Genomic DNA, 23,545 nt, shown 5'->3' with positions numbered 1-23,545 from the left:
AGGGGAAAACACATGGAAAATCAGAAACTAAAAAAAGAGATTGGCTTTTTTACTGCACTAACCATTGTTATGGGAACTGTTATCGGTTCCGGCGTATTCTTCAAACCTGAAGCCGTTTATTCAGCAACAGGAACCGCGAGTCTTGGCCTACTAGCTTGGATTCTCGGCGGCGTCATCACCATTTGTGGAGGGCTAACCGCAGCCGAACTTTCCGCTGCCATCCCGCAAACCGGTGGAATGATGATGTACCTTCAAAAAACATATGGCAAATTAACCGCGTACTTACTTGGCTGGGCGCAAACCGTTATTTACTTCCCAGCGAATATCGCGGCATTATCGATCATTTTTGCAACACAAGTCGCGAACCTTTTTGGAACTGGTGATGGCATCATCGTCCCAGTGGCCATTGCAGCAGCAGCGTTCATTATGCTCATGAATTTTATCGGGGCAAAAGTCGCTGGGTCATTCCAAGCAGTCACAACAATCTGCAAACTAGTACCACTTATCTTAATTATTATATTTGGACTCTTTCATCAGGGAGACGTTGCGTTCCGGTTATTCCCGATCAGCGTAGAAGATCACCCATTTTTGACAAGCTTAGGATCAGGTCTCGTAGCAACCATGTTTGCGTATGACGGCTGGATTCACGTTGGTAACATTGCCGGCGAAATGAAAAACCCGAAAAAAGATTTACCAAAAGCTATCGTGTTCGGTCTAACTGGCGTTATGTTGGTGTACTTATTGATCAATATCGCTTACTTGTTCGTTATGCCAGCCGCTGCACTAGCTGCTACAGCAACACCAGCATCAGACGTTGCGAATATCATCTTCGGCTCGATTGGCGGTAAGCTCATCACTGTTGGTATTCTGATCTCTGTATTCGGCACAATCAACGGCTACACAATGACCGGAATTCGTATCCCGTACGCAATGGCTCTTGATAACCAACTGCCATTCAGTAACTGGTTCAAGAAACTCGGCGCGAAAAGTAGTGTTCCTTACAACGGCGGAATCGTGATTCTAATCATTTCCATCATCATGATTTTCAGCGGAGGATTCAACCAATTAACCGACATGCTTATCTTCGTCATTTGGATTTTCTACACACTCACGTTCATTGCCGTCTTCGTACTGCGAAAACGAGAACCAGAACTCGTCCGGCCATACAAAGTTCCACTCTATCCAGTGATACCAATCATTGCGATTCTAGGTGGTGCCTTCATCGTACTCAACACCCTCTTCACACAACCGATGAACGCCGGAATTGGACTAGTTCTAACGGCAATTGGACTACCAATCTACCTTTACAAAAAGAAAAAAGGTCATTTTTCTGAATAACAGTATTAAAAGCATTGGAAACTGGTGTAAAAACCGTTTTCCAATGCTTTTTTGTTCTGTAAAATGATGTAATCGCGGTGAAAATCGATTTTTCGATAGATTCCAAAAAACACGAATCATGCTATACTAGCCATGTCGCCATCCCACTTTTTTCGCGTGTGTTTAACGTGAAGGAGGTGCGAACATGACACGCTATAAACGAAATAAACAAAGACGACGGGAGCGAGAACAATTTTTCATTAGGGGCTTGATAACCCCCTTATTTATTGGAATTGTGCTTGCACTCATTCATTGGTTACTGAATAGGTTTTAGGCGACAAGAAACCCCACAAGGTGATAAGACTTGTGGGGTTTCGTATTGACACGCTATAAACTTATAAACCCAGTATAACACCATTCTGATTATTTAACAACGCTTTTCCACATGAAAAAACCGCTTGAAACATTTTACTAATGCTTCAAGCGGTTTTTTTCGTCTTATGGAGACGGTGGGAGTCGAACCCACGTCCAGAAATAACGGCACTTAGACTTCTACGAGCGTAGTCGTCGTATTAGGATTTCGCATATACATCAGCCCGACAACAGGCTTCCATAAAGCTAGTCTGATTGAGCTCTTCTCCTAAGCCCCAGACGGAGACTTAGAATCGTATCCCACTTCATTTGAGACCCTTACCGTAGCACATGGGCGATGCACGGAGGATCAGCTATCGACTGTTCTTAGGCAGCGAAAGCTAGGTTATTATTAGTTTTGCCAGTTATTATTGGCTTTGACGTTTGTAACGAGGCCGATCCCCCCGACTCGCAATCCAAGCTCGAACTATCCCTGTCGAATCCGTAACGTCCCCGTGTAATAGAGCCTAACCCTAGTAAATTGGCGACAACCGCTCGCATTCAGCAAGTTTTGCAGACTTCCGGTTCTCATGTACAGTCGTACACTCCGCTTCCGGCTTCTACAAAACTTGCTGAATACAAACGCTTTCGCTCAATTTGTTTAAAGCATCATCTTCGTCCTACCCAATTGAGGGATTCCTTGATTCTGCATGGTTTAGAGTTAGTATCAACATTCTACGAGAAAAATGTTTCTTTTTGCGAAACACCAAACGTGACAGTATCTAATATTATACACGAACGGCTCACAGATGGCAAATTAAAGCCAATCATGAGTGACATCCATTTTATTCTTCTATATATTCATCGTCTAGAATTGCATCATCTTCTTCTATATAATAATCTTCGGTATCTTCATCTGTGTATTCTTCCTCCGTCACCTGCAACAACGCTTGATAACGCGCCTTATCCTCCGCCGTCTGATTCCAATCATCACCGTATAGATAATGCAGCTGCCCCTCTTGAAATTCAGCCAGGAACAACAAATCGCCCGCTTCATTCATAATTTTTACATACTGAAATTCCTGATCATCAAAATAATAATCCGTCATTCCAAGCATAAACTCATCCTTCAGCGCTTCTGTTCCCATCAATTTTTCAAAGGTTGGCCGATACGATTCGTCCACATAATCTAGCGCATTCGTTCGTGTCTCCTCATCCGCATCCTCGTAATATCCCTCTTGAATCGCTAAAAAGCTCGAGATGCTCTCTGAATCCGCAAATGCATCATCTTCCATGAAAGATTCACCGTCCACCAAACCGTTATTGGAATCTATCGCGCTACTAATTATTCCAAATCCAAGCAAAATGGCAGCCGGAACAAGGATAATTTTTGGGTTTAATCGCTTACTATTTACCGCTTTCCTCGTAAGTGGTGGATTAACTTCGCGATGCTTCTTCACTTCCCGCGGTGCCACGTTTTTCTTAGCAGGCGCCGTGGCTACTTTAGGTACTGGCGTTTTTGCGATAACAGGCACTGGTCCCGGTTCAACCCGCCCAATTTTCCGCTTTGCCAATCGAACATCAGCAATCAACCTGGCCAGAGCCACAACGATTAGAACACCCGCAAGACATGCAATTCCCCAAGTCGCGTTGATAAAAAACAATGGCACATACAAAATACCGAAGCCCAGCAGAAAACCAGCATTTATTTTTGCATCCGTCATTTTCCCTCGAAATAAACGTGCGAAAAACATGCCGAATTTCCGAACAAAAGCTACTAGTCCATTCCCAGTTGGATAGGCTTGCCTGACTAAAGTCTGCGCTTCCAAATCATTTGGTGTCATCTCCAAAGCCCGTTCCGAGAATTCCCGAGCAGCCTTAAAATCACCAGCCTCATAACTCATCTGCGCGAAACGCCGCACGTTCTCCGTATGATTCGGATCAATTCCGAGCGCCCGTTTTATGTACTCACGCGCAACCTTTTTCTTGCCTAGCGAATACATCACCGTCGCGTATTTCCCAAGATATGACGCATTTCGCGAACCTAAAATCGCCGCCTTTTCAAAATAAACAGCAGCCTCTTTCAAATCCTTCTTTTCAAGCAAAAGTCCCATCCGATAGGGATAAAACGGCTCCCGTGAAACATAACGCATCCCTTGCTCGATAAAATATTTCTCCTTAGCATCATCGCGGTCTGCCCAAATCAACACACCTAAATGAATCGCTTCCTCACAACGCGAGTCCCATCGCAATGTCTCCTCCAGATACCCGTCTGCCAAATCCAAGTCGCCATCCCCAACAAACGCCGCATACGTCCAGCATAAATAACCTAGAAACCCTCGTGGTTGCGCTTCCACATAAGCCGCCGCAACCTCCCTAGCTTCCGTCATCTCCCCCTGATCCACAAGCTTCATAAACGCCTCAAACTTCATTATTCTAGTTGGAATCATCATCTACACTCCCTATTAATATCTGCTAAAAAAGACCAAATAGATAGGCATCTCAACCACATATCTATTCAGCCTCCCAATCTTATCGCTGTCTTTCTTTAAACGCCCGCTCCACATCACGTTTCGCTTCTTTACTCTTCAAATCTTGACGCTTATCGTATTTCTTCTTACCCTTCGCCACACCAATCAACACTTTTGCATAGCCATCCTTGATATACATTTTCAGCGGAATAATCGAGTACCCCGCCTCTTTTGTCTCGCCGATTAACTTGTTAATTTGCTTCTTGTGCAACAATAACTTACGCGTCCGCAGCGGTTCATGATTATAGCGATTTCCCTGCTCATACGGACTAATATGCATATTATGCAGAAAAATTTCGCCACGATCGATTCGCGCATACGCATCCTTCAAATTCACGCGCGCATTACGAACCGACTTAATCTCCGTTCCCTGAAGCACAATCCCAGCCTCAAAAGTCTCTTCAATCGCGTAATCATGACGCGCCTTCTTATTTTGCGCTAGTAAACGTCCATCACCTTTAGGCATGATACATCTTCCCTTCTAACGGCGTGGTTTCTTCGGCTTCGTGCCCTTTGCCACACCTTGGTAAAATGGTTTTTTCTTTTTCTTCTTCGGTTGTCCAGCGTCCCCACCATCTTGCTTGCCCTTCTTACGCGAGGAATCGTTGTCCTTCCGTTTTTTATCGCCACTCGGACGGTTTTTATTTTTCTTAAACGATTTCGAGATTTCCACCGTTTTCTTACTCCGCTTAAAGCCAGGCGTTTCCTTACCAAGACTGCGAAGCGCAAAATCGATTTCGCGATGATCCACGTCCACCTTCGTTACCTCAACCTCGACCTCGTCACCAATTCGGTACACACGACCCGTACGTTCACCGATCATAGCCAGCTGATTTTGATGGAATTGATAGTAATCGTCCTTCATCGTACTCACGTGCACAAGGCCCTCAATCGTATTTGGCAACTCAATAAACAGACCGAAATTCGTCACCGAACTAATAATCCCTTTAAAAATTTCACCAACATGATCCACCATGTACTCCGTCTTCTTCAGCTCATCCGTCTCACGTTCCGCCTCTACAGCACGGCGCTCCATTTTAGACGTATGCTCTGCGATCTCAGGAAGGCGCTCAGCCCATTTCGCCATCGTTGCGTCATCAATATCCCCATGAATCAAATACTCGCGAATTAAGCGATGTACGATCAAATCCGGATACCTGCGAATCGGCGACGTGAAATGCGTATAATATTCCGTCGACAACCCGAAATGCCCTAAGTTCGCCGTATCATATTTCGCCTGTTGCATCGAACGAAGCATGATCGTCGAAACAACCATCTCCTCCGGTTTCCCCTTAACCTCTTCCAAAACTTGCTGCAAAGCCCGCGGATGCACATCATTCGCCGTCCCCTTCACAACCAAGCCGAAGTTCGTAATAAATTCAAAGAAACGCTGTAACTTCTCTTCTTTTGGATTTTCATGGATACGATAAATAAACGGTACCTGCATCCAGAAAAAATGCTCCGCGATACATTCATTGGCCGCCAACATGAACTCCTCAATCAGGCGCTCACCAGCCGAACGTTCCCGCGTCACAACTCCCGTCGGACGCCCCTCTTCATCCACGACAACACGCGCTTCCTTAAAGTCGAAATCAATCGCCCCACGCGCATCCCGCTTCTTATTCAAAATTTTGGACAAAGCATACATATCCTCAAGCATCGGCACAATCGGCGCATACTTCGCGCGTAAATCCGCATCCTCCGCCACTAAAATATCATTCACATCCGTATACGTCATCCGTTCCGTTGTATTGATCACACTCTCAAAAATCTCATGCGAAACGACCGCTCCCGATGCATCAATTTCCATCTCACACGACATCGTAAACCTGTCCACATGTGGATTCAGCGAACAAATACCATTTGACAAACGATGCGGAATCATCGGAATAACCCGGTCCACCAAGTATACACTCGTGCCACGCTCTGCCGCCTCACGATCAAGCGCCGAGCCCTCCGTCACATACGAACTCACATCCGCAATATGTACACCCAGTTTATGATTCCCGTTCGGAAGTTGCGACACCGTTACAGCATCATCCAAATCCTTCGCATCCGCGCCATCAATCGTAATAATAACCTGATCACGCAAGTCACGACGCGCCCCAATCTCACCATCCGAAATCTCAGCAGGAACTTTGTTAGCCTCCTCCATCACATCATCCGGAAACGCAATCGGAATCCCATGCTTATGAATAATCGACAAAATATCAACACCCGGATCATTCCGATGCCCAATAATCATTTTGACAATCCCACGCGCACGGTGACGACCCTCAGGATACTCCGTCAATTCCACGATAACCTTATGACCATCCACGGGTTTCAGACCACTTGCAAGGTCAATTTCCACCTGCCCAAAAGTCCGCTTATCATCTGGAATCACAATCGGATCGCCCATCAAATCTTCCATATAAGTCCCAACAACCTGCGACGTTTTCCGTTCCACAATTTTATGAATCGTGCCCTCCGCTAAATTATCACCCTTAATCTTCGTGATATTCGCAAAGACAATATCCCCATTCATCGCGTTATTCACTTGCGTTGGCGGGATAAAAATATCATCCATCTCTTGGTCCTCAGGAAGCACAAATCCAAAGCCCTTCTCATGCGCCCGGAAAGTCCCCTTCACAAAATCCAGCTCCTCCGGCAACGCATAACGGTTCTTCTTCGTCCGAAGCACATCCCCGCGATCCTCCATCGCAACAAGCGACTTCACCATCGCCTTAAAATCATCCGCATCCTGCAGACCCATCTCCGCCTCTAAATCATCTAGCGAAAACGTCTTTTTCGGCGATTCCTTCATAAATTCTAAAATCTTATCTTCTATTTTCTTCATTGTTTCCCTCCTTTCTCTTCGTAAAACTTAAACATGCCAATCCAGCGTATCTAAAAAGGCCAAAATATCCGCTTGCAACTGCGCCTTTTCCTTGTCAATCGTAATAACATGCCCAGAATTCTCGTACCATTTCAGTTCCTTTTGATCTGACTCTACCTTATTATAAATCAATTCCGCTCCATTTACATCCACCATCTGATCTTTTTTTCCCTGAACGACCATGATCGGCGCATAAATCATATCAATTTGCGGAATAACATCCTGAATCTCATCCTTCAATTTTGCAATCGTGTCCATCGGCGCATCCTGATACGCCAACATCTCCGCATCAATCACGTCCGGCGTCTTGCCCTCATACTTCTTATAATTCCGCACATAATCCAAAAACCCTTGAATAATCGGCGAAGAACTATCCATCCGCGTCGGTGTACTCATCGCGACAATCCCCTTCAGCGGCCGATTATACCCCAGCTTCAACGAGAAAAGTCCACCGAGCGAAAGCCCAGCCACCGCAATCTCCTCGTAGCCAAGCGATTTCAAGCGATCATAAGCCTCAAGCACATCCTGCCACCAATCCTCAGGCCCCGTCGTCAACAGCACGTCAGGCGACACACCATGCCCCTTATACTGCGGCGCATAACACGTATAATGATTATCCTGCAAAAACCGACCCAACATCCGCACATCCGCCGAACTACCCGTAAAACCATGCAACAACAATACCGCACGCTTCCCCGTCTCAAATAAAAATGGCTCTGGCGCCTTCATCTTCATATCAAAAAATCCCCTTCATTCTAAAAATATCACTACACCCAGTGTACCGCCTCCACACCTAAAATTCAAAAAGAAGGTATTGAATGAATCAAGTTAGCGGCACTGGAGTTCAAGACAATTGGTTTTACAATGGATTAACTGCTCTCTTCGTCCATAGCCCCACCAACAAAAAGCTCCACCCGAAAAAAATTCAGGTGGAGCTTTTTAAAATTACAAGAAAAATCCTAAAGCAATCAATATTGCAAAGAAGATTACCGCTAAAACAATCGTTGTACGATGTAAAATACGCTCAAGTCCTCTTGCTTTTTGTTTACCAAATAGTTCTTCTGCTCCACCAGAGATAGCTCCGGATAACCCGTTACTCTTACCTGGTTGAAGAACAACTACGATTATTAACAATACCGATACAATAACTAATAAAATTGTTAACGCTGTATTCATGCTCTTTCCTCCTAAAACCGTCCTCTTTTTGACTACCTTTTATGATAGCATATTTTACAAAGAACGTAAAGCCTAAAAGGAGTTCGGATCATAACCCAAATAAATCGGCGACAAGCGCTCGCATTCAGGGGATTTGGCGGACTTCCGGTTCTCATGTACAAGTCGTACACTCCGCTTCCGGCTTCCACCAAATCCCCTGAATACAAACGCTTTCGCTCGATTTGCGTGTAGCATGATCTTAAACCTACTCAAAAAATAATAGAAAGCGATTTAATCATTTTTTAGAATCACAAAATCTATTTATCCACTTTAGGTTGCAAGCGACTCATAACGCCCAATCGATTGTACGCATTAATCGTCGCAATCAACAAGTACAACTCACCAATCTCCTTCTCACCATAATGCTTCTCAAGCTCTGTATAAACCGCGTCAGAAACACCGTGCTGATGAATAAACGTTACTTCCTCAACAAGCTCCAACACCACACGCTCTTTATCCGTATAAAACGGAGCCTCACGCCAAGCATTCACGCCCATCACACGCTGCACCGTCTCACCATTCTCCAAAGCCTCTTTCGTATGCATATCAATACAAAACGCACAATGGTTCAAGCTCGACGCATAAATCTTAATCAATTCCTGCAAATCTTTCGGAATACTACTCTCCCGCCCTAACGTATCCAACTTACCTAATGTTGCATAAACCTCCGCATTTTCTTTCATCAAATTAAAACGTGCACTCATTTACTTTCCCCTCCATATCTTCCTAGAGTATAGAATAGAATCTATGCTACAAATTCGACTACATGTTTGACAAAATGCTAATCTTCAGTTTGTCCTATACCTCACATCTATACAGAGTCCAAGGTGGTTCCATGATAGCATATTTTAATATATAGGTAAAGCTTGAAAGTTGCCTGTACAAAGCATTCGTTAAGCCATTCCCCAATCGATTATTTAGTTAACTTTTTTGTGTTCATAGTTAGGTTTTTTATATCCAACAATTTACCAAACTTATCAAATCCTTCTACCGATACAACGTCAGTAGCTTTTTTTATTTTGTCGACCGCATAAAACTTAAATGTACCATTATTATGGAATGTACCTCCTTTATAGCTGATACCATTGACTTTTATGACAATAGATTTCACACTACCTGTATACGAGCCCGTAATATTCTTATCACCAATTGTAAATGTATCCAAATTTATTTCCCCGATATCTTCAATAAATGCCGATTTAACCGTCACTATTTTCGTGTCCAATATGTTATTTTTCTTGTCCAAAGCTTGAATTGTAACGATATCATTCGCTGATTTAATTTTACCAAAGACATAGAATTTAAACTCACCGTCACCATGGAATGTGCCTCCTTTATAACTTGTACCATTTACAGTGACAATGAGTGATTTCACATCATGTGCGTAGGTTCCAGTAATGTTCTTATTACCTATTATAAAATCATCTGGCGCAATATACCCTTTTGTAACCTCAACATTTGATTTGAGTGTCACTATTTTCGTGTCTAGTAACTCACCTGAGGCATCGTAAGCACTTACAATAACTTCACTTGTCAATGACTGAATCTTATCAAAACTGTAGAAGTTGAATGTACCATTGCTTGTCACCCCGCCTTTATACTCTTTTCCATCAATTGTAACCCTGACAAAGGCCACATCACCTTCATATGTTCCAGTTATATAGCGACTTACTCCCAAGACATAATCATGCGGTGCTATCACTACTTGCACTTCATCCTGCTTCTTCAAGTGTACTTTTGCAACATCCAGATACATTTGCAAATCCTTTTTAACAGTTTCATCCTGTATTTCATTTACCAGCTTCTGAGCATTATCAATTGCTTGTTGATTTGTAGTATCTTTGATTTGATTAGTCAGCGGATTACCATTGATAAATAAATCTTGCACAGCCTTTGTTGCAACATCTTGCTTATCTTTTTCCGCTTGTGTCTCTATCACCTTTTGGCTCAAAAGCTCCTGTACCCTATCTAAATCAGCTTGCAACTTGGCTTTTTTCAAAGTATCTTCCACCCTGTCAATCGCTTTTTGAGCCACGGCAATCGCCTCTTGATTAGTGGTATCTTTTAATACATTCATAGTTGGATCATCATTTATGAATAGTTGACTCACTATTTTTTTTGCTTCCTCCTCTTTTATCACCGTTAAATCGACCACTTTTAGATGTTTCATATGAAATGCTTGCCAATTATCGCTTTTATTGGAGTATGCACGATTGCCAATGCTCGTTTTATTTGATTTGGCAATAAACACTACTTGACGCTTTTGTTCATCTGGATTCATTACATAAGAAGTAGTTAAGGCTTTGTGACCGGCATACACATCTATCCCATCAAAAACCGTATAGCCCATTTTATCTAGACCAGTATGTGTCCCCTCTATTTGATATTCATGGCCTGCAATAGTGTCAATCGTCTGTCCAATTATAACAACCGTATCTGCTCTCACGTAACCTCCAATTTCACCTGAGGGTAAATCAGTCTTTAATTTGATATGTTTACTCTCCGTCAATACATCCCCATTTTCATCTAGTTCATTTTTTAATGCTATAGGGACATTAGCAGTAAGTACAGCTGTTGTATTCCTTAAAAGTTTCCATCCCTCCATTGTACTATTCCCTACTTCAAAGTAAAATGAGGGATTTCTAAATAAATTTTCCATTGCTTTTTGCGTAGTATATTGATTCGTTGTTTCCATTGACACTGCCTGAACATTTTGCATTGCTTGAACTTGACCCGTGAACATGCTAAATGAAGATGAAATAGTCGCTCCTACAACTGATACTACTAACAAATGGCTTATTAATTTTGCAACCTTTCTACTTTTCATAATCCATTCCTTCTTTCCTCTTTTTTTTAACAGGAGTTCTAAACTCGTTACATCCGCATCACACCTAAGATATCACTTCGAATGTAACCGCTGCCATTAATAACAACTTGCAACATTACCTTGCTCATAGTAGGCCCACTAATAAGCGATTCCTTCTCTTTCAAGAAATTATCTTTCTAGTTGATGAATTTAGTATATTGCAATAAATCAATACAGTTTTCTAAAAATGTGGATTTTAACATCTGTTTTTGTGAATTTTTTTTGACTTTTTAGCTGAATTAAAGTAATCTACGCTAAAATTAATGTACCTTTAAAGTACAAGCAAGGCGGACAGACCGAGCCTACAATCATTATCGTACCAAAAAAATTGGCTGACCTTAGTCCGGTGAAACACCGTTTTTTAGGCCAGCCAGGAAATTCGATTAAATTAGGGTCCAAATTTTGGGATTCAATGCAATTCGGTTGCTTCTTTCTATCTTATACCACGACTTCTTCTACCCACATCAAATCGTCCAAGAAATAAACTAAATCCTCCGCTAAAATATCTTTCTCGCAGTCCGTTGTAATATCGTGACCCGAGCCCGCATAAAAGCAAAGTTGCTTATCATCCGAGTGAATATTTTTGAAAATATAGTTCGCGTCGTCTGGCGCAATTTCTTCATCCTGACAACCTTGGCCAATCATCGTCGGCACTTCAATGCGTTCAATATCGCTCGCCACTGCCTTGTAAAAAGAAGAACGCGCGTCAGTCATTGTTTTTATCTCAGGTGCATAATTAGCAAGCATTACTTGTGCTTCCTCATCTGCAATACCTTCTCTACTCATGCTCTTTAATAGATACTTCTCCACTGGAATATATCGCATTTTACGGTTCACGTTCGCACATAATGGAGCGATTGCTTTCGGATTAAATGTTTCCGCCATTTTCAGAGCAAAAACACCACCCATTGCAGCGCCTACTATTGCTATTTCGTGATATCCTTGGTCCTGCAAGTGTTTATAACCAGCTTTCGCATCCTCGTACCACATATCTGGTGTGGTTTTCAGGAAAATTGCCGGTTCCTCGCCATGACCGCGATAATTTGGTGCATACACTGTATAACCATTCTCTGCTAGATATTCACCTAATTCTCTAACATCCTCTGTCGTTCCTGCAAATCCATGCAGTAATAGAACAGCACGACTGCCTGCTTTTAAAAGAAAGCTACGATCCGTACTCATGATTAATTGCACTCCTCCATCTTCCTTAACTTGCCCTCATTGTACGCCATATTTGCGCCAATTGCCAACTTTTGATTCGAGCCCCGAAAACCCTTGGTATCAAAGGATTCAGCACCGTTCACAATCTCTGTTTTTTGGGTAAGTAATTTATACAATAGACATATGATAACGCCAAACGGAGGAACTGTCAATCTAATTCTCACATAATCCATCGAAAAACACCATTTAGCTACTTTATCCCTACATTTACGTCACATCTTCGTCAAAAAAGGAGGCAATAACCTGGTGCAACTCGCGCGGTTTCTGCCGAGTCAAAAAATGCGTACCATGATGAATAACCGTCATCTCCCCGCGCTGAACCAAACGCACCATTTTCTGCGTGTCCGCCTTTGAAATCACATCATACTCCCCGATAATCGCCAACATCGGAGCTGAAATCCTCGCCAAATCCCTTTCTTTAATATGCGGATGAAAAATCATCAATCCCATCTGCGCCTTGATACGCCTAAAAAAGAAGCTAAACGGCGCCAAAAGAATTGAAAATAAATAACCGACAAAAGTAAAAATATTAGCCCACCATTTAATCTGACTCGTGTCATAATTCGTCCCAATCACAACCATCTGCACCTGCCGATTTGGCTGATACATCGCCATTTCCAACGCAATAATTCCACCATCACTATACCCAATCACGCGATACCTATTAATTTTCAAATAATCTAATAAACATAAAATATCCAACGCCATAATCTGAAAATCTAGCGGTCGAAAACCCAATTCCGACTTCCCATGTCCACGCGAATCCACCGCAATCACTTGATATTTTTTTCGAAAAAAGTCGATTTGGCGCTTCATTGCACCATGGCTCTGCCCATTTCCATGCAACAAAACAAGCGGCTCGCCTCTGCCATAAATATGATAAGAAAGGTCAATTCCATTCACATGTACTTTCATCGCTATCACCAAACCTTTTAACACCGAAGTCTTAGTAAAGCAATTATAGCAGAAAAAACACATTTTCCATACGACTAGGAACTGACATTTTGCAATACAAAAAGCACCCCATAATTTCTGGAGTGCTTCGTTTCATTTAGCGATTATTTTTTCAAGTTATAGAAAGTATCGTCGCCATGGTATTGTGCTAAGTTACCTAGGTTATCTTCAATACGTAGCAATTGGTTGTATTTAGCAACACGGTCTGTACGAGTTGGAGCACCTGTTTTGATTTGTCCAGCGTTTGTTGCAACAGCAATATCAGCGATTGTGCTGTCTTCTGTTTCACCTGAACGATGGGAAATAACTGCTGTGTAACCAGCGCGTTTAGCCATTTCGATAGCGTCTAATGTTTCAGTAAGCGTACCGATTTGGTTTACTTTGATAAGGATTGAGTTAGCGATGCCATTGTCAATTCCTTCTTTTAGTTTCTTCGTGTTTGTAACGAACAAGTCATCACCAACTAATTGTACGCGATCGCCAAGGCGTTCAGTCAACAGTTTGTGACCTTTCCAGTCGTTTTCGTCTAAACCATCTTCAATAGAGATGATTGGGTATTTGTTAACTAACTCTTCGTACCAAGCAACCATTTCTTCTGAAGTACGCGTTACGCCTTCACCTTTAAGTTCATAGTTACCAGTTTCGCGGTTATAGAACTCAGAAGATGCTGCGTCCATTGCCAATTTAACTTGTTCGCCTGGCGTATAACCAGCTTTTTTGATTGCTTCGATGATTGTTTCTAATGCTTCTTCATTAGATTTAAGGTCAGGAGCGAATCCACCTTCATCACCAACACCAGTGTTAAGCCCTTTGCCTTTAAGAACTGTTTTAAGGTTATGCAAAATTTCAGTACCCATACGTAATGCTTCAGAGAAAGTTTTAGCTCCAACTGGCATAACCATGAATTCTTGAATGTCAACGTTATTGTCAGCATGTTCGCCGCCATTAACGATGTTCATCATTGGAACTGGTAATACTTTCGCGTTTACGCCGCCAATGTATTCGTATAACTCAAGGCCTAATTCTTCTGCTGCTGCACGAGCTGCTGCTAAAGAAACACCTAAAATTGCGTTAGCGCCTAATTTACCTTTGTTTTCAGTACCGTCAAGCTCGATCATTGCTTGGTCTAAACCGATTTGGTCTGTTACGTCAAAACCGATAATTTTGTCTGCAATAATGTCATTTACGTTTTCAACTGCTTTCAAAACACCTTTACCCATGTAACGGCTTGAATCGTTGTCGCGTAATTCTACTGCTTCATATTCACCAGTAGATGCACCACTTGGAACTAATGCGCGACCGAATGCGCCAGTTTCTGTGTAAACTTCTACCTCGATAGTTGGGTTACCACGGGAATCAAGAACTTCGCGTGCGTATACTTCAGTAATAATAGACATAATTTATACTCTCCTCTAAAAATGAATTTTTGTAAGGAAGTGACCGAATTACCGGTTGCTTACCTTCTTATTTTAGCCTTGTTTGGTCGAAAACGCAAAGCAAGACCTTGTTTATTTTTGAATTAAACTTTCGCCAGTCATTTCTGCTGGTTTTTTCACGCCTAAAAGATCAAGCATTGTTGGGGCTACATCGGCTAAACGACCGCCTTCACGCAATGTTACGCCTGGCTTTGTTACGATTACTGGAACCGGAACTGTCGTATGCGCTGTATGTGGCTTGCCTTCTGGTGTTGTCATCGTTTCGGAATTACCGTGATCGGCGAAAATAATCGCAGAACCGCCTTTTTCCAAAATAGCATCGACAACGCGCCCAAGGTTCTCATCCACTGCTTCAATCGCTTTAATCGTTGGTTCAACCATGCCTGAGTGACCTACCATATCAGGATTCGCAAAGTTTAAGATAATCGCGTCATGTTTATCATTCTCGATATCTGCTACTAACGCGTCCGTTACTTCATAGGCGCTCATTTCAGGTTTCAAATCGTACGTTTCCACTTTCGGCGAATCGATTAGAATCCGGCTTTCACCAGGAAACTCTTCGTTACGTCCACCGTTCATGAAGAAAGTAACGTGAGGATATTTCTCTGTTTCAGCAATACGCAACTGCGATAAGCCTTCATTAGATAAAACTTCCCCGATCACATTCGTCATTGGCATCGGCGCAAAAGCAACTTCTGCGATAATACTCGGATTGTAAAGTGTCATCGTTACGAATTTGATGTTTTTCGGATGTGTTTCACCACGGTCAAAATGTTCCCATTCTGTATCCGTGAACGCATTCGAAAGTTGGATCGCGCGGTCAGGACGGAAGTTGAAGAAAATAACAGCGTCGTTATCTTTCACTGTTGCAACCGGTTTACCATCTTTCGCTACAACAGCAGGAACAACGAACTCGTCATTTTTGCCATCTGCGTAAGAAGCTTCGACCAATTTCACAGGATCTTCAAATTGCGCGCCTTCACCTTTAACAATCGTGTTATAGGCTTTTTCGACACGTTCCCAGCGCTTATCACGATCCATCGCGTAGAAACGTCCAGAAACCGTTGCAATTTCGCCATAGTTAAGATCAGCAATAGCTTTTTGTAACGTCTCTAAATATCCTACTGCGGATTGTGGTGCCACGTCACGCCCATCAAGGAAAGCATGGATGTAGACGTTTTTCACGCCTTCTTGCTTCGCTGTTTCAAGCAAGGCTACTAAATGGTTGATGTGACTGTGCACGCCGCCATCTGATAACAAGCCGAACAAGTGAAGGTCAGAATTGTTCGTTTTAGTGTGCGTGAAAGCATTGTTTAACGCTTCGTTTTTCGCGAATTCGCCTTCTTCAATGGCTTTATCAATACGCGTCAAACTTTGGTAAACAATACGTCCAGCGCCGATATTTGTATGTCCCACTTCTGAGTTACCCATTTGGCCTTCTGGAAGACCGACATCAAGGCCGGCTGCTTTCAGTTGTCCATGTGGATACGTTTCCCAGTAGCGGTCAAAGTTAGGTTTATTAGCTAAGGCAACAGCATTCCCAACTGTTTCGTTACGTAAACCGAAACCATCAAGAATGATGATAGCTACAGGTGATTTTGCCATTTATTTCACTGCCTCCAATAAAGCTAAGAATGATGCTGGCTCAAGACTCGCGCCACCAACTAAAGCTCCATCAATGTCGGATTGTGCCATATATTCAGCAATATTTTCAGGTTTTACACTACCGCCGTATTGAATACGAACAGCGTCTGCCGCTTCTTTAGAAACAACTTCTGCAACGGTTTGACGAACAACAGCACATGTGTCGTTAGCGTCTTTACTTGTAGAAGATTTACCAGTTCCGATTGCCCAGATTGGCTCATAAGCAATAACAGATTTAGCAACTTGCTCTTCCGTCAAGCCTTTAAGCGCTGCACGGATTTGTCCACTAACCCATTCGTTCGTTTGGCCAGCTTCGCGTTGTTCCAATGTTTCACCACAGCAAATGATTGGCGTCATGCCGTGTTTGAAGATTGCGTGTGCTTTTTTGTTGATATCTTCGTCTGTTTCGTGGAAATACTCACGACGTTCAGAATGTCCGATAACAACGTAAGAAACGCCTAGATCAGCGACTGCAAACGGGCTGATTTCGCCTGTGAAAGCACCTTCGTCTTCGAAATAAGTATTTTGCGCTGCGATTCTAAGATCAGTCCCCTCAGTTAGGCCAACTAATTCTTTTAAAAATAGAGCTGGTGCTGCGATGACAGAATCCACAACATCGTTACTTGGAACTTTATTCTTAACGTCCTCAGCAAATTGTCCAGCTTTCGCCGCCGTTTTGTTCATTTTCCAGTTTCCTGCAATGATAGGTTTACGCATAATTTATTCCACCTTCCTCTTCAGCGCGCCGACAAACGCTCATCTTTGTCGTTAAACCTTCCGTTCCGATGCTCACATACCCAAGTATGCTCCACTTCAGTACTCAGCTTTGCCTAAAATCTAAGCATTTGTCGACACGCTGAGGTTCACAGGTTCTATCTTGCTCTGCGAAATACGAATGGCTCACAATTTCAGTCCTTATTTATCGCTAATTGATTCAACGCCTGGTAGTTTTTTGCCTTCTAGGTATTCTAGAGAAGCGCCGCCACCAGTTGAAATGTGTGTGAATTTGTCAGCGTAACCTAGGTCCATCGCTGCAGCTGCACTATCGCCACCGCCGATGATTGTAGTTGCGCCTTCAAGATTCGCGATTGCTTCACAAACGCCGATTGTTCCTTTAGCAAAGTTGCTCATTTCGAATACGCCCATAGGACCGTTCCAAACAACTGTTTTCGCGCCTTGCAATTCTTTTGTGAAAAGTTCCACTGTTGCAGGACCGATATCCAAACCTTCTTCGTCAGCTGGAATGTGGTTTGAGTCAACCGTGTGGAATGGTGCGTCATTGCTGAATTCATGAGAAACAACATTGTCGATTGGAAGTACTAATTTGTCGCCTGCTTTTTCAAGTAAGCTCTTCGCAAGATCGATTTTGTCTTTTTCTAAAAGGGAAATGCCAACTTCTTTACCTTGCGCTACAAAGAATGTATACGCCATTCCGCCACCGATAAGTAATTTGTCTGCTTTTTCGATTAAGTTCTCGATAACGCCGATTTTGTCGGAAACTTTCGCGCCACCAAGGATTGCAACTAGTGGACGTGATGGGTTATCCACAACGCCACCGATGAATTTGATTTCTTTTTCCATTAGGAAGCCTGCCGCTGAGTCTAAGTTAGAAGCGATTCCAACGTTAGAAGCATGCGCACGGTGGGCTGTACCAAATGCATCATTTACAAAAACATCACCTAGAGAAGCCCAATACTTGCCTAGTTCAGGATCATTTTTGCTTTCTTTTTTACCGTCAACATCTTCAAAACGCGTATTTTCGAAAAGGATCACGTCGCCGTCTTTCATTTCGTTAATTGCGCCTTCAAGTTCTGGTCCACGAGTTACAGGTACGAATTTGACTTCTTTACCTAATAATTCGCTCAAACGTTCAGCAACTGGGCGAAGAGATTTGTCCGCTTTGTCTTCTTCTGTCTTCACTTTACCTAAGTGAGAGAAAAGAATTGCTTTCCCGTTTTGTTCAAGGATATATTGAATCGTTGGAAGTGCCGCTACGATACGATTATCATTGGTAATTTTACCGTCTTTCATTGGAACGTTAAAATCAACACGTACTAGAACTTTTTTGTCGTTTAAGTCTAAATCGGTCACAACTTTTTTAGCCATAATACTTTTCCTCCATACTTTTCAAATAAAAAGCGGAAACAAAAGACCTGTTCCCGCTTATTTGTTTATTATTTAGTTCTTAGCAATCTTATTTAGCAATTTTAGCGAAATATTCAAGTGTACGAACTAATTGTGCAGTGTAAGACATTTCGTTGTCATACCAAGCAACAGTTTTCACTAATTGTTTGCCACCAACTGAAAGGACTTTAGTTTGTGTTTCGTCGAATAAAGAACCGAAAGTGATTCCAGCGATATCAGAAGAAACGATTGGATCGTTAGTGTAACCGAATGTATCTGCATCACTTGCAGCTTCCATTGCAGCGTTCACTTCTTCAACAGTAACTTCTTTCTTAAGAACAGTTACTAATTCAGTTAATGAACCAGTTGCAACTGGAACACGTTGAGCAGCACCGTCTAATTTACCAACAAGTGATGGTAATACAAGACCGATTGCTTTAGCAGCACCAGTCGTGTTAGGAGTGATGTTTTCTGCTGCAGCACGCGCACGACGGAAGTCTCCACCTGGGTGAGGACCATCAAGTGTCATTTGGTCGCCTGTGTAAGCGTGAATTGTAGTCATAAGACCTTGTTCAATACCAAATTGTTTTTCTAATACGTTAGCCATTGGAGCAAGACAGTTAGTAGTACATGAAGCACCAGAGATAACTGTTTCTGTTCCATCTAAAGTATCATGGTTTACATTGTAAACGATTGTTTTCATGTCGCCAGATGCAGGAGCTGAGATAACAACTTTTTTAGCACCAGCTTTGATGTGTAGTTCAGCTTTTTCTTTCGCAGTGAAGAAACCAGTACACTCAAGAACGATATCTACACCAAGTTCGCCCCATGGTAATTCCTCAGGGTTACGGTTAGCTAAAACTTTAACTTCTTTGCCGTTCACGTTGAAATAACCATCATGTACTTCAACATCGCCATCAAAACGACCTTGAGTAGTATCATATTTCAACAGGTGAGCTAACATTTTAGCGTCTGTTAAGTCATTGATTGCAACAACTTCAATACCTTCCACATTTTGAATACGACGGAATGCTAGACGTCCGATACGTCCAAAACCATTAATACCAACTTTAACTGTCATAAGTCAATTTCCTCCTTGAAAATAATGAAATTTTTTATTTCAAAAGGGTGTTTTCCCCTTTTAAAAGCATCGTTGCGGCTCCTTCGTCTGTTACTAAAATCGTATGTGCCGGAGCGGTTTTCATATACGATTTGATTGCTTTGGCTTTCGAAGTGCCTCCTGCTAGCGCAATAATATTCGGTATGCGAGGTAGGTCTTCAAATTGTAAACCAAATGTTGGAACTTTGTACACGACTTCTCCTTGCTCATTGAAGTAATAGCCAAATGCTTCTCCCACGGCTTGTCTTTCCGTGATTTTCTGCATCGTTTCGGCGTTCGTGTGCCGGCGCTGTGCCATCGTCATCGCGTCGCCAATGCCATGTAATATCGCATTCGCAGATTGAACGAGTCGCAGTCCTTCTTGAATTGCAGGCTCTTTCATCAATGATTGATATGCTTCTTCGCCAAGCTGTTCCGGTACATAAAACATACGGTGTTTGCCGTTCGTCTTCGTTGCCATCCTGTCACAAATCGTGTTCGCTTGATTATTGAGATCCTCACCAAGCCCACCACGTCCCGGGACAAAAAGTAGTTCGCGTCCATTTGAAAAATCAGGTGTCATCATTTCGGCTAGCGTCGCCATGGTAGAACCACCCATCACGGCAATCGTATTCTTCTTCTCCGTGAGCGATATATCCAGCTGTTCGAGTGCCACACGTCCCATTTCTTCCAGGACCCACGGCGTCACATCACTATCACCTTGAACAACAAAACAAGCTTTGATCTTTAATTTCTCGCGGAGTCGATCTTCCATTGTATGTATTCCCGTCAATTGATTCATAACGGATTCTAATTCGCGAAATACGACCAGACCATCCTTCGTCACTGTCATCCCAGCAGGAGCAATGCCAATCAACCCTTGTGCTTTCAAAAATTCAACCTCACCGCGCAGCACCCGCTCACTCATACCCAACATCTGGGCAAGTGTCCGTCTACCAACCGGTTCCGCAAAATAAATCGAACGCAAGATTTGATAGCGCTTCTGCATTACTAGAAGCATGTCGGGTAACAATTTCTTTTGAATGTTAATAATATCTGACATTTCAAAGTCTCCTAACCATCTTGGACTCTTCTTGACCCGCTTAGTCATAAGATGTCCCGATAAAACTAAAAAAACAAGAGAACTAAGTCTTTGCTAGTAAACTATTGTGACCATCGCTCGTTAAAATGCAACGCCAGTCATCTTTTCGTTTCTAAACTAACCCATCTCTTCTCGTAAATCGCCTGCCATAAAGCAAGTAGCTATTTCATTACCCTACAACAACCATTCTACCAGTGATTAGGTCAAAATTCAAGCATTAAGCTATCATTTAAAGAAAAATTCATGATTCATTAACACTGTGTTCCTACTATATAATAAGCACACACTACCATATTCCACGGAATGACTATGTTAAAACATGAACAATTCAAATCGAGAAGAAAACCTCTCGCCACATGACAAGAGGTCAAACAAATCTTTTCCGTTTCGATGAAGATGGAATATTCAACTCACCGCGATATTTCGCAATCGCCCGGCGCGAAACTTGAATACTTTGATCATCCAGCATCTCCACAATTTTTTGATCAGAAAGTGGTTTTAGCTTATTTTCTTCGTTCACAAATTGCTGGATTAACTTCTTAATACTTTGACTTGAAACATCACCCGCATCCGATTCTTCGCTCGCTTTTTTCGTCAGGCTCGATGAAAAGAAATACTTCAACTCGTATACACCTTGCACCGTCTCCATATATTTCCCATTCACCGCCCGGCTCACCGTCGATTCATGGACATCAATTTCCTCCGCGATTTCCTTTAAAGTCAATGGCTGCAAATGCTTTCCCTCATGCAAAAAGAATTCCCGCTGATGCCTCACAATCGCCTCACCAACACGACCAATCGTACTTTCCCGCTGCTCCAAACCCTTCTTCAACCAGTCAAATTCGCCAGCCTTCTCCTTCAAAAAAGCCGCCACATCTTTTTCTTGCGTCGCCTGCATCATCTTGAAGTAACCCTCTTGAAACTTCATCCGCGGCAAAAATTGCTTAGCTACCTTGACCCGCAGCTCATCCCCATCCCGCTGCAACACAAGATCTGGCACAACATATTGTACCCGTTCCGATTCAAATTCCGCACCAGGTTTTGGATTGAGCGTAATGATGAAATCCGAAATCGCCTGAATGTCCACCATCTCAATACCCAAGCCATCCGCAATCTTTTTCCAGCGCTTGTTCGCAAAGTCCTCGAAATAATCCCGAATTAGCTCGTAAGCCTTATCTGGCGCTCTTTCATGCCTCTGGATTTGCAGTAAAATACATTCCTTCGCATCACGCGCGCCGACCCCCGCAGGCTCAAACCCCTGCAACGTCTCCAGCATTTCCAGCACATCGCCCTCAGAAATAAGCAACGCCGAAGCTACAACATCCAGCTCCGTCTGCAAATAGCCATTTTTATCAAGGCTTTCAATCAAAAACAATAACGCCAACTTCTGCTGACTCGTCATATCTAAAAATTGCATCTGCTCCTTCAAAGCATCGGAAAGCGTCATCGTCGTATCCGCAATTTGCTCCAGCCAATCCGTATCATCCGCTCCCGCAAGATTATCTTTTTTGCGCGTCGTCGTTATTGTATAATCAGGAGCCGTATCCACACCCGGAATCACCTCAATCAAAGGATTCTCCAGTGCCTTATCTTCCAGAAAAGCCGTCAAATCTTCCATATTAAACTGCAACATCGCGATAGATTGCGACAACTGTTGTGTCATCATCAACTTCATCGATTGCGTCTGCTGCTGCTTCTGGACAAAATTGGACTCTAATCTCATGAGATAACTCCTCCTATTTCATACTCGTCCTCTCTATTATAACACGTCCCCTCCAAGTCGATAAGCCCTAAATCAAAAACACCTCCCAATCATGCTGGGAGGCGCATCGTCCTATTTCGGCAAATGCTCCAAAAAATTATCGTAGCAAAAGCCCTTAATTTCCTGTTCCGTAAAATGCTTTCGAAGCTCCGCGATAAAAGCCGGATATTTGGAGCAATCCTCCAAGCCCTCAATATGATACGGAATACCATCAAAATCAGAGCCAAAGCCAATATTTTTAACACCGCCAAGATCGCAAATATGTTTGATATGAGCAATTAAATCTTCCATATAAACCGTGTCCGCCGTCTCCTTCACAAAAAGTGGATAGAAAACCAGGTGAATCATCGCGTCTTTTTCAAGTAATGCCTTGATTTGTTCGTCCGTCAAATTACGGGGGTGCGGGCAAATCGCTTTGGCATTAGAATGGCTAGCAATCGGGTAATCCGCGAGTTCCATCACGTCCCAGAATGCCTTCTCACTCAAATGCGAAACGTCCGTAAACACCTTGCGATCATTCAGCCGCGCCACAATCGCCTTTCCGAAATCCGTCAAACCAGCGCCACGAGACTCCTCAATCCCATCCGCCGCCAAATTCGCGTTATTCCAAGTCAAACCGACCGAAAGCACCCCATAATCAAGCATTTGATCCAATTTGCGCAAGTCCGTCCCAATCGGCTCCACACTCTCCAAAGTCAGGAACGCCGCGATTTTCTCCTCCGGCACACGAGCAAAATCGGACCACTGTCTGAGCGGCTTAATCACACCATTTCGATGCAAAACATGCTGCTTATAAATATTCACTTGCTCAATCGCTTTCTTCCATTTCTGTTCGACAGGTGTCGTCGGTTCTAGAAAAATCGCAAAAGCCTGCATTTTAATACCGCCCGCAATCATTTTTTCAAAATTCACGTCCAACTGCTCCGAATCCTGAAACGTCACTTTCCCAGCACCCGCCTGCAGCTTATAAAGCGCGTCACAATGCATATCCACGATGTTCATCATTACACCCACCCCCATTTAATATCTCTATTATATACTTTTT

18 protein-coding genes and 1 other RNA gene are annotated in these 23,545 nt (G+C 42.9%); 1 reads left to right on the top strand and 18 read right to left on the bottom strand.

Annotation, left to right across the window (positions count from 1 at the left end; all coding sequences use genetic code 11):
• Positions 1-12: 12 nt before the first annotated feature.
• A complete protein-coding gene (locus tag EP58_RS04750; protein ID WP_036090756.1) occupies positions 13-1,338 on the top strand; it encodes an APC family permease in 1,326 nt (441 codons plus the stop codon).
• Positions 1,339-1,815: 477 nt separating this feature from the next.
• On the opposite strand, the gene ssrA is transcribed toward EP58_RS04750, so the two are convergent.
• The 18 genes from ssrA to EP58_RS04660 form a co-directional block, all read right to left on the bottom strand.
• Positions 1,816-2,183, bottom strand: a transfer-messenger RNA (tmRNA) gene (gene ssrA, locus EP58_RS17190).
• 330 nt (positions 2,184-2,513) lie between these two features.
• Positions 2,514-4,121: a tetratricopeptide repeat protein gene (locus tag EP58_RS04745; protein WP_112859908.1), complete on the bottom strand. Its 1,608-nt coding sequence runs from the start codon at positions 4,119-4,121 to the stop codon at positions 2,514-2,516.
• A 79-nt stretch (positions 4,122-4,200) separates the two neighbouring features.
• Positions 4,201-4,665 carry an SsrA-binding protein SmpB gene (gene smpB, locus EP58_RS04740; RefSeq protein WP_036090750.1) on the bottom strand — a complete coding sequence of 155 codons (465 nt, stop codon included), beginning with the start codon at positions 4,663-4,665 and terminating at the stop codon, positions 4,201-4,203.
• Positions 4,666-4,680: 15 nt separating this feature from the next.
• Positions 4,681-7,038 (bottom strand): ribonuclease R, encoded by a 2,358-nt coding sequence (rnr, locus tag EP58_RS04735; protein ID WP_036090747.1) that lies wholly within the window; start codon positions 7,036-7,038, stop codon positions 4,681-4,683.
• A 27-nt stretch (positions 7,039-7,065) separates the two neighbouring features.
• Positions 7,066-7,812 carry an alpha/beta hydrolase gene (locus EP58_RS04730; RefSeq protein ID WP_036090744.1) on the bottom strand — a complete coding sequence of 249 codons (747 nt, stop codon included), beginning with the start codon at positions 7,810-7,812 and terminating at the stop codon, positions 7,066-7,068.
• Positions 7,813-8,022: 210 nt separating this feature from the next.
• Positions 8,023-8,253, bottom strand: coding sequence for a preprotein translocase subunit SecG (gene secG / locus EP58_RS04725; protein ID WP_036063112.1), 231 nt, complete (start codon positions 8,251-8,253; stop codon positions 8,023-8,025).
• A gap of 296 nt (positions 8,254-8,549) precedes the next feature.
• The gene (locus EP58_RS04720; protein ID WP_036090741.1) at positions 8,550-8,996 is read right to left on the bottom strand and encodes a carboxymuconolactone decarboxylase family protein; all 447 of its coding nucleotides are present in this window, start codon (positions 8,994-8,996) and stop codon (positions 8,550-8,552) included.
• 209 nt (positions 8,997-9,205) lie between these two features.
• Entirely contained in the window at positions 9,206-11,119 is a 1,914-nt protein-coding gene (locus EP58_RS04715; protein WP_036090738.1) for an immunoglobulin-like domain-containing protein, read from the bottom strand.
• A 477-nt stretch (positions 11,120-11,596) separates the two neighbouring features.
• Positions 11,597-12,340 carry an alpha/beta hydrolase gene (locus EP58_RS04710; protein WP_036090737.1) on the bottom strand — a complete coding sequence of 248 codons (744 nt, stop codon included), beginning with the start codon at positions 12,338-12,340 and terminating at the stop codon, positions 11,597-11,599.
• 246 nt (positions 12,341-12,586) lie between these two features.
• Complete coding sequence (locus tag EP58_RS04700) at positions 12,587-13,294, bottom strand: alpha/beta fold hydrolase (protein ID WP_036090730.1); 708 nt, start codon at positions 13,292-13,294, stop codon at positions 12,587-12,589.
• Between the two features lie 143 nt (positions 13,295-13,437).
• Positions 13,438-14,730 carry a phosphopyruvate hydratase gene (eno, locus tag EP58_RS04695; RefSeq protein WP_036090728.1) on the bottom strand — a complete coding sequence of 431 codons (1,293 nt, stop codon included), beginning with the start codon at positions 14,728-14,730 and terminating at the stop codon, positions 13,438-13,440.
• A 111-nt stretch (positions 14,731-14,841) separates the two neighbouring features.
• Positions 14,842-16,374 (bottom strand): 2,3-bisphosphoglycerate-independent phosphoglycerate mutase, encoded by a 1,533-nt coding sequence (gpmI, locus tag EP58_RS04690; protein ID WP_036090726.1) that lies wholly within the window; start codon positions 16,372-16,374, stop codon positions 14,842-14,844.
• Complete coding sequence (gene tpiA / locus EP58_RS04685; protein ID WP_036090723.1) at positions 16,375-17,130, bottom strand: triose-phosphate isomerase; 756 nt, start codon at positions 17,128-17,130, stop codon at positions 16,375-16,377. It abuts the gene before it with no gap.
• Positions 17,131-17,328: 198 nt separating this feature from the next.
• Positions 17,329-18,519: a phosphoglycerate kinase gene (locus tag EP58_RS04680; protein ID WP_036090722.1), complete on the bottom strand. Its 1,191-nt coding sequence runs from the start codon at positions 18,517-18,519 to the stop codon at positions 17,329-17,331.
• 88 nt (positions 18,520-18,607) lie between these two features.
• On the bottom strand, positions 18,608-19,618 hold the full coding sequence (gene gap, locus EP58_RS04675) for a type I glyceraldehyde-3-phosphate dehydrogenase (protein WP_036090720.1): 1,011 nt from the start codon (positions 19,616-19,618) through the stop codon (positions 18,608-18,610).
• A gap of 34 nt (positions 19,619-19,652) precedes the next feature.
• Positions 19,653-20,699: a sugar-binding transcriptional regulator gene (locus EP58_RS04670; RefSeq protein WP_036090718.1), complete on the bottom strand. Its 1,047-nt coding sequence runs from the start codon at positions 20,697-20,699 to the stop codon at positions 19,653-19,655.
• Between the two features lie 406 nt (positions 20,700-21,105).
• The gene (gene rpoN / locus EP58_RS04665) at positions 21,106-22,461 is read right to left on the bottom strand and encodes an RNA polymerase factor sigma-54 (protein WP_036090714.1); all 1,356 of its coding nucleotides are present in this window, start codon (positions 22,459-22,461) and stop codon (positions 21,106-21,108) included.
• Positions 22,462-22,572: 111 nt separating this feature from the next.
• Positions 22,573-23,502: a dipeptidase gene (locus tag EP58_RS04660; protein WP_036091599.1), complete on the bottom strand. Its 930-nt coding sequence runs from the start codon at positions 23,500-23,502 to the stop codon at positions 22,573-22,575.
• Between the last annotated feature and the right edge of the window lie 43 nt (positions 23,503-23,545).

Origin of the sequence: Paenilisteria newyorkensis, assembly GCF_000766145.1 — a bacterium.
Lineage (GTDB): Bacteria > Bacillota > Bacilli > Lactobacillales > Listeriaceae > Listeria_A > Listeria_A newyorkensis.
This window is presented reverse-complemented; position numbering and strand designations above follow the sequence as displayed.

Coding starts and splice junctions, on each gene's coding strand:
- EP58_RS04750 (WP_036090756.1), top strand. CDS start 13: ATGGAAAATCAGAAACTAAAAAAAGAGATTGGCTTTTTTACTGCACTA.
- EP58_RS04745 (WP_112859908.1), bottom strand. CDS start 4,121: ATGATGATTCCAACTAGAATAATGAAGTTTGAGGCGTTTATGAAGCTT.
- smpB (WP_036090750.1), bottom strand. CDS start 4,665: ATGCCTAAAGGTGATGGACGTTTACTAGCGCAAAATAAGAAGGCGCGT.
- rnr (WP_036090747.1), bottom strand. CDS start 7,038: ATGAAGAAAATAGAAGATAAGATTTTAGAATTTATGAAGGAATCGCCG.
- EP58_RS04730 (WP_036090744.1), bottom strand. CDS start 7,812: ATGAAGATGAAGGCGCCAGAGCCATTTTTATTTGAGACGGGGAAGCGT.
- secG (WP_036063112.1), bottom strand. CDS start 8,253: ATGAATACAGCGTTAACAATTTTATTAGTTATTGTATCGGTATTGTTA.
- EP58_RS04720 (WP_036090741.1), bottom strand. CDS start 8,996: ATGAGTGCACGTTTTAATTTGATGAAAGAAAATGCGGAGGTTTATGCA.
- EP58_RS04715 (WP_036090738.1), bottom strand. CDS start 11,119: ATGAAAAGTAGAAAGGTTGCAAAATTAATAAGCCATTTGTTAGTAGTA.
- EP58_RS04710 (WP_036090737.1), bottom strand. CDS start 12,340: ATGAGTACGGATCGTAGCTTTCTTTTAAAAGCAGGCAGTCGTGCTGTT.
- EP58_RS04700 (WP_036090730.1), bottom strand. CDS start 13,294: ATGAAAGTACATGTGAATGGAATTGACCTTTCTTATCATATTTATGGC.
- eno (WP_036090728.1), bottom strand. CDS start 14,730: ATGTCTATTATTACTGAAGTATACGCACGCGAAGTTCTTGATTCCCGT.
- gpmI (WP_036090726.1), bottom strand. CDS start 16,374: ATGGCAAAATCACCTGTAGCTATCATCATTCTTGATGGTTTCGGTTTA.
- tpiA (WP_036090723.1), bottom strand. CDS start 17,130: ATGCGTAAACCTATCATTGCAGGAAACTGGAAAATGAACAAAACGGCG.
- EP58_RS04680 (WP_036090722.1), bottom strand. CDS start 18,519: ATGGCTAAAAAAGTTGTGACCGATTTAGACTTAAACGACAAAAAAGTT.
- gap (WP_036090720.1), bottom strand. CDS start 19,618: ATGACAGTTAAAGTTGGTATTAATGGTTTTGGACGTATCGGACGTCTA.
- EP58_RS04670 (WP_036090718.1), bottom strand. CDS start 20,699: ATGTCAGATATTATTAACATTCAAAAGAAATTGTTACCCGACATGCTT.
- rpoN (WP_036090714.1), bottom strand. CDS start 22,461: ATGAGATTAGAGTCCAATTTTGTCCAGAAGCAGCAGCAGACGCAATCG.
- EP58_RS04660 (WP_036091599.1), bottom strand. CDS start 23,502: ATGAACATCGTGGATATGCATTGTGACGCGCTTTATAAGCTGCAGGCG.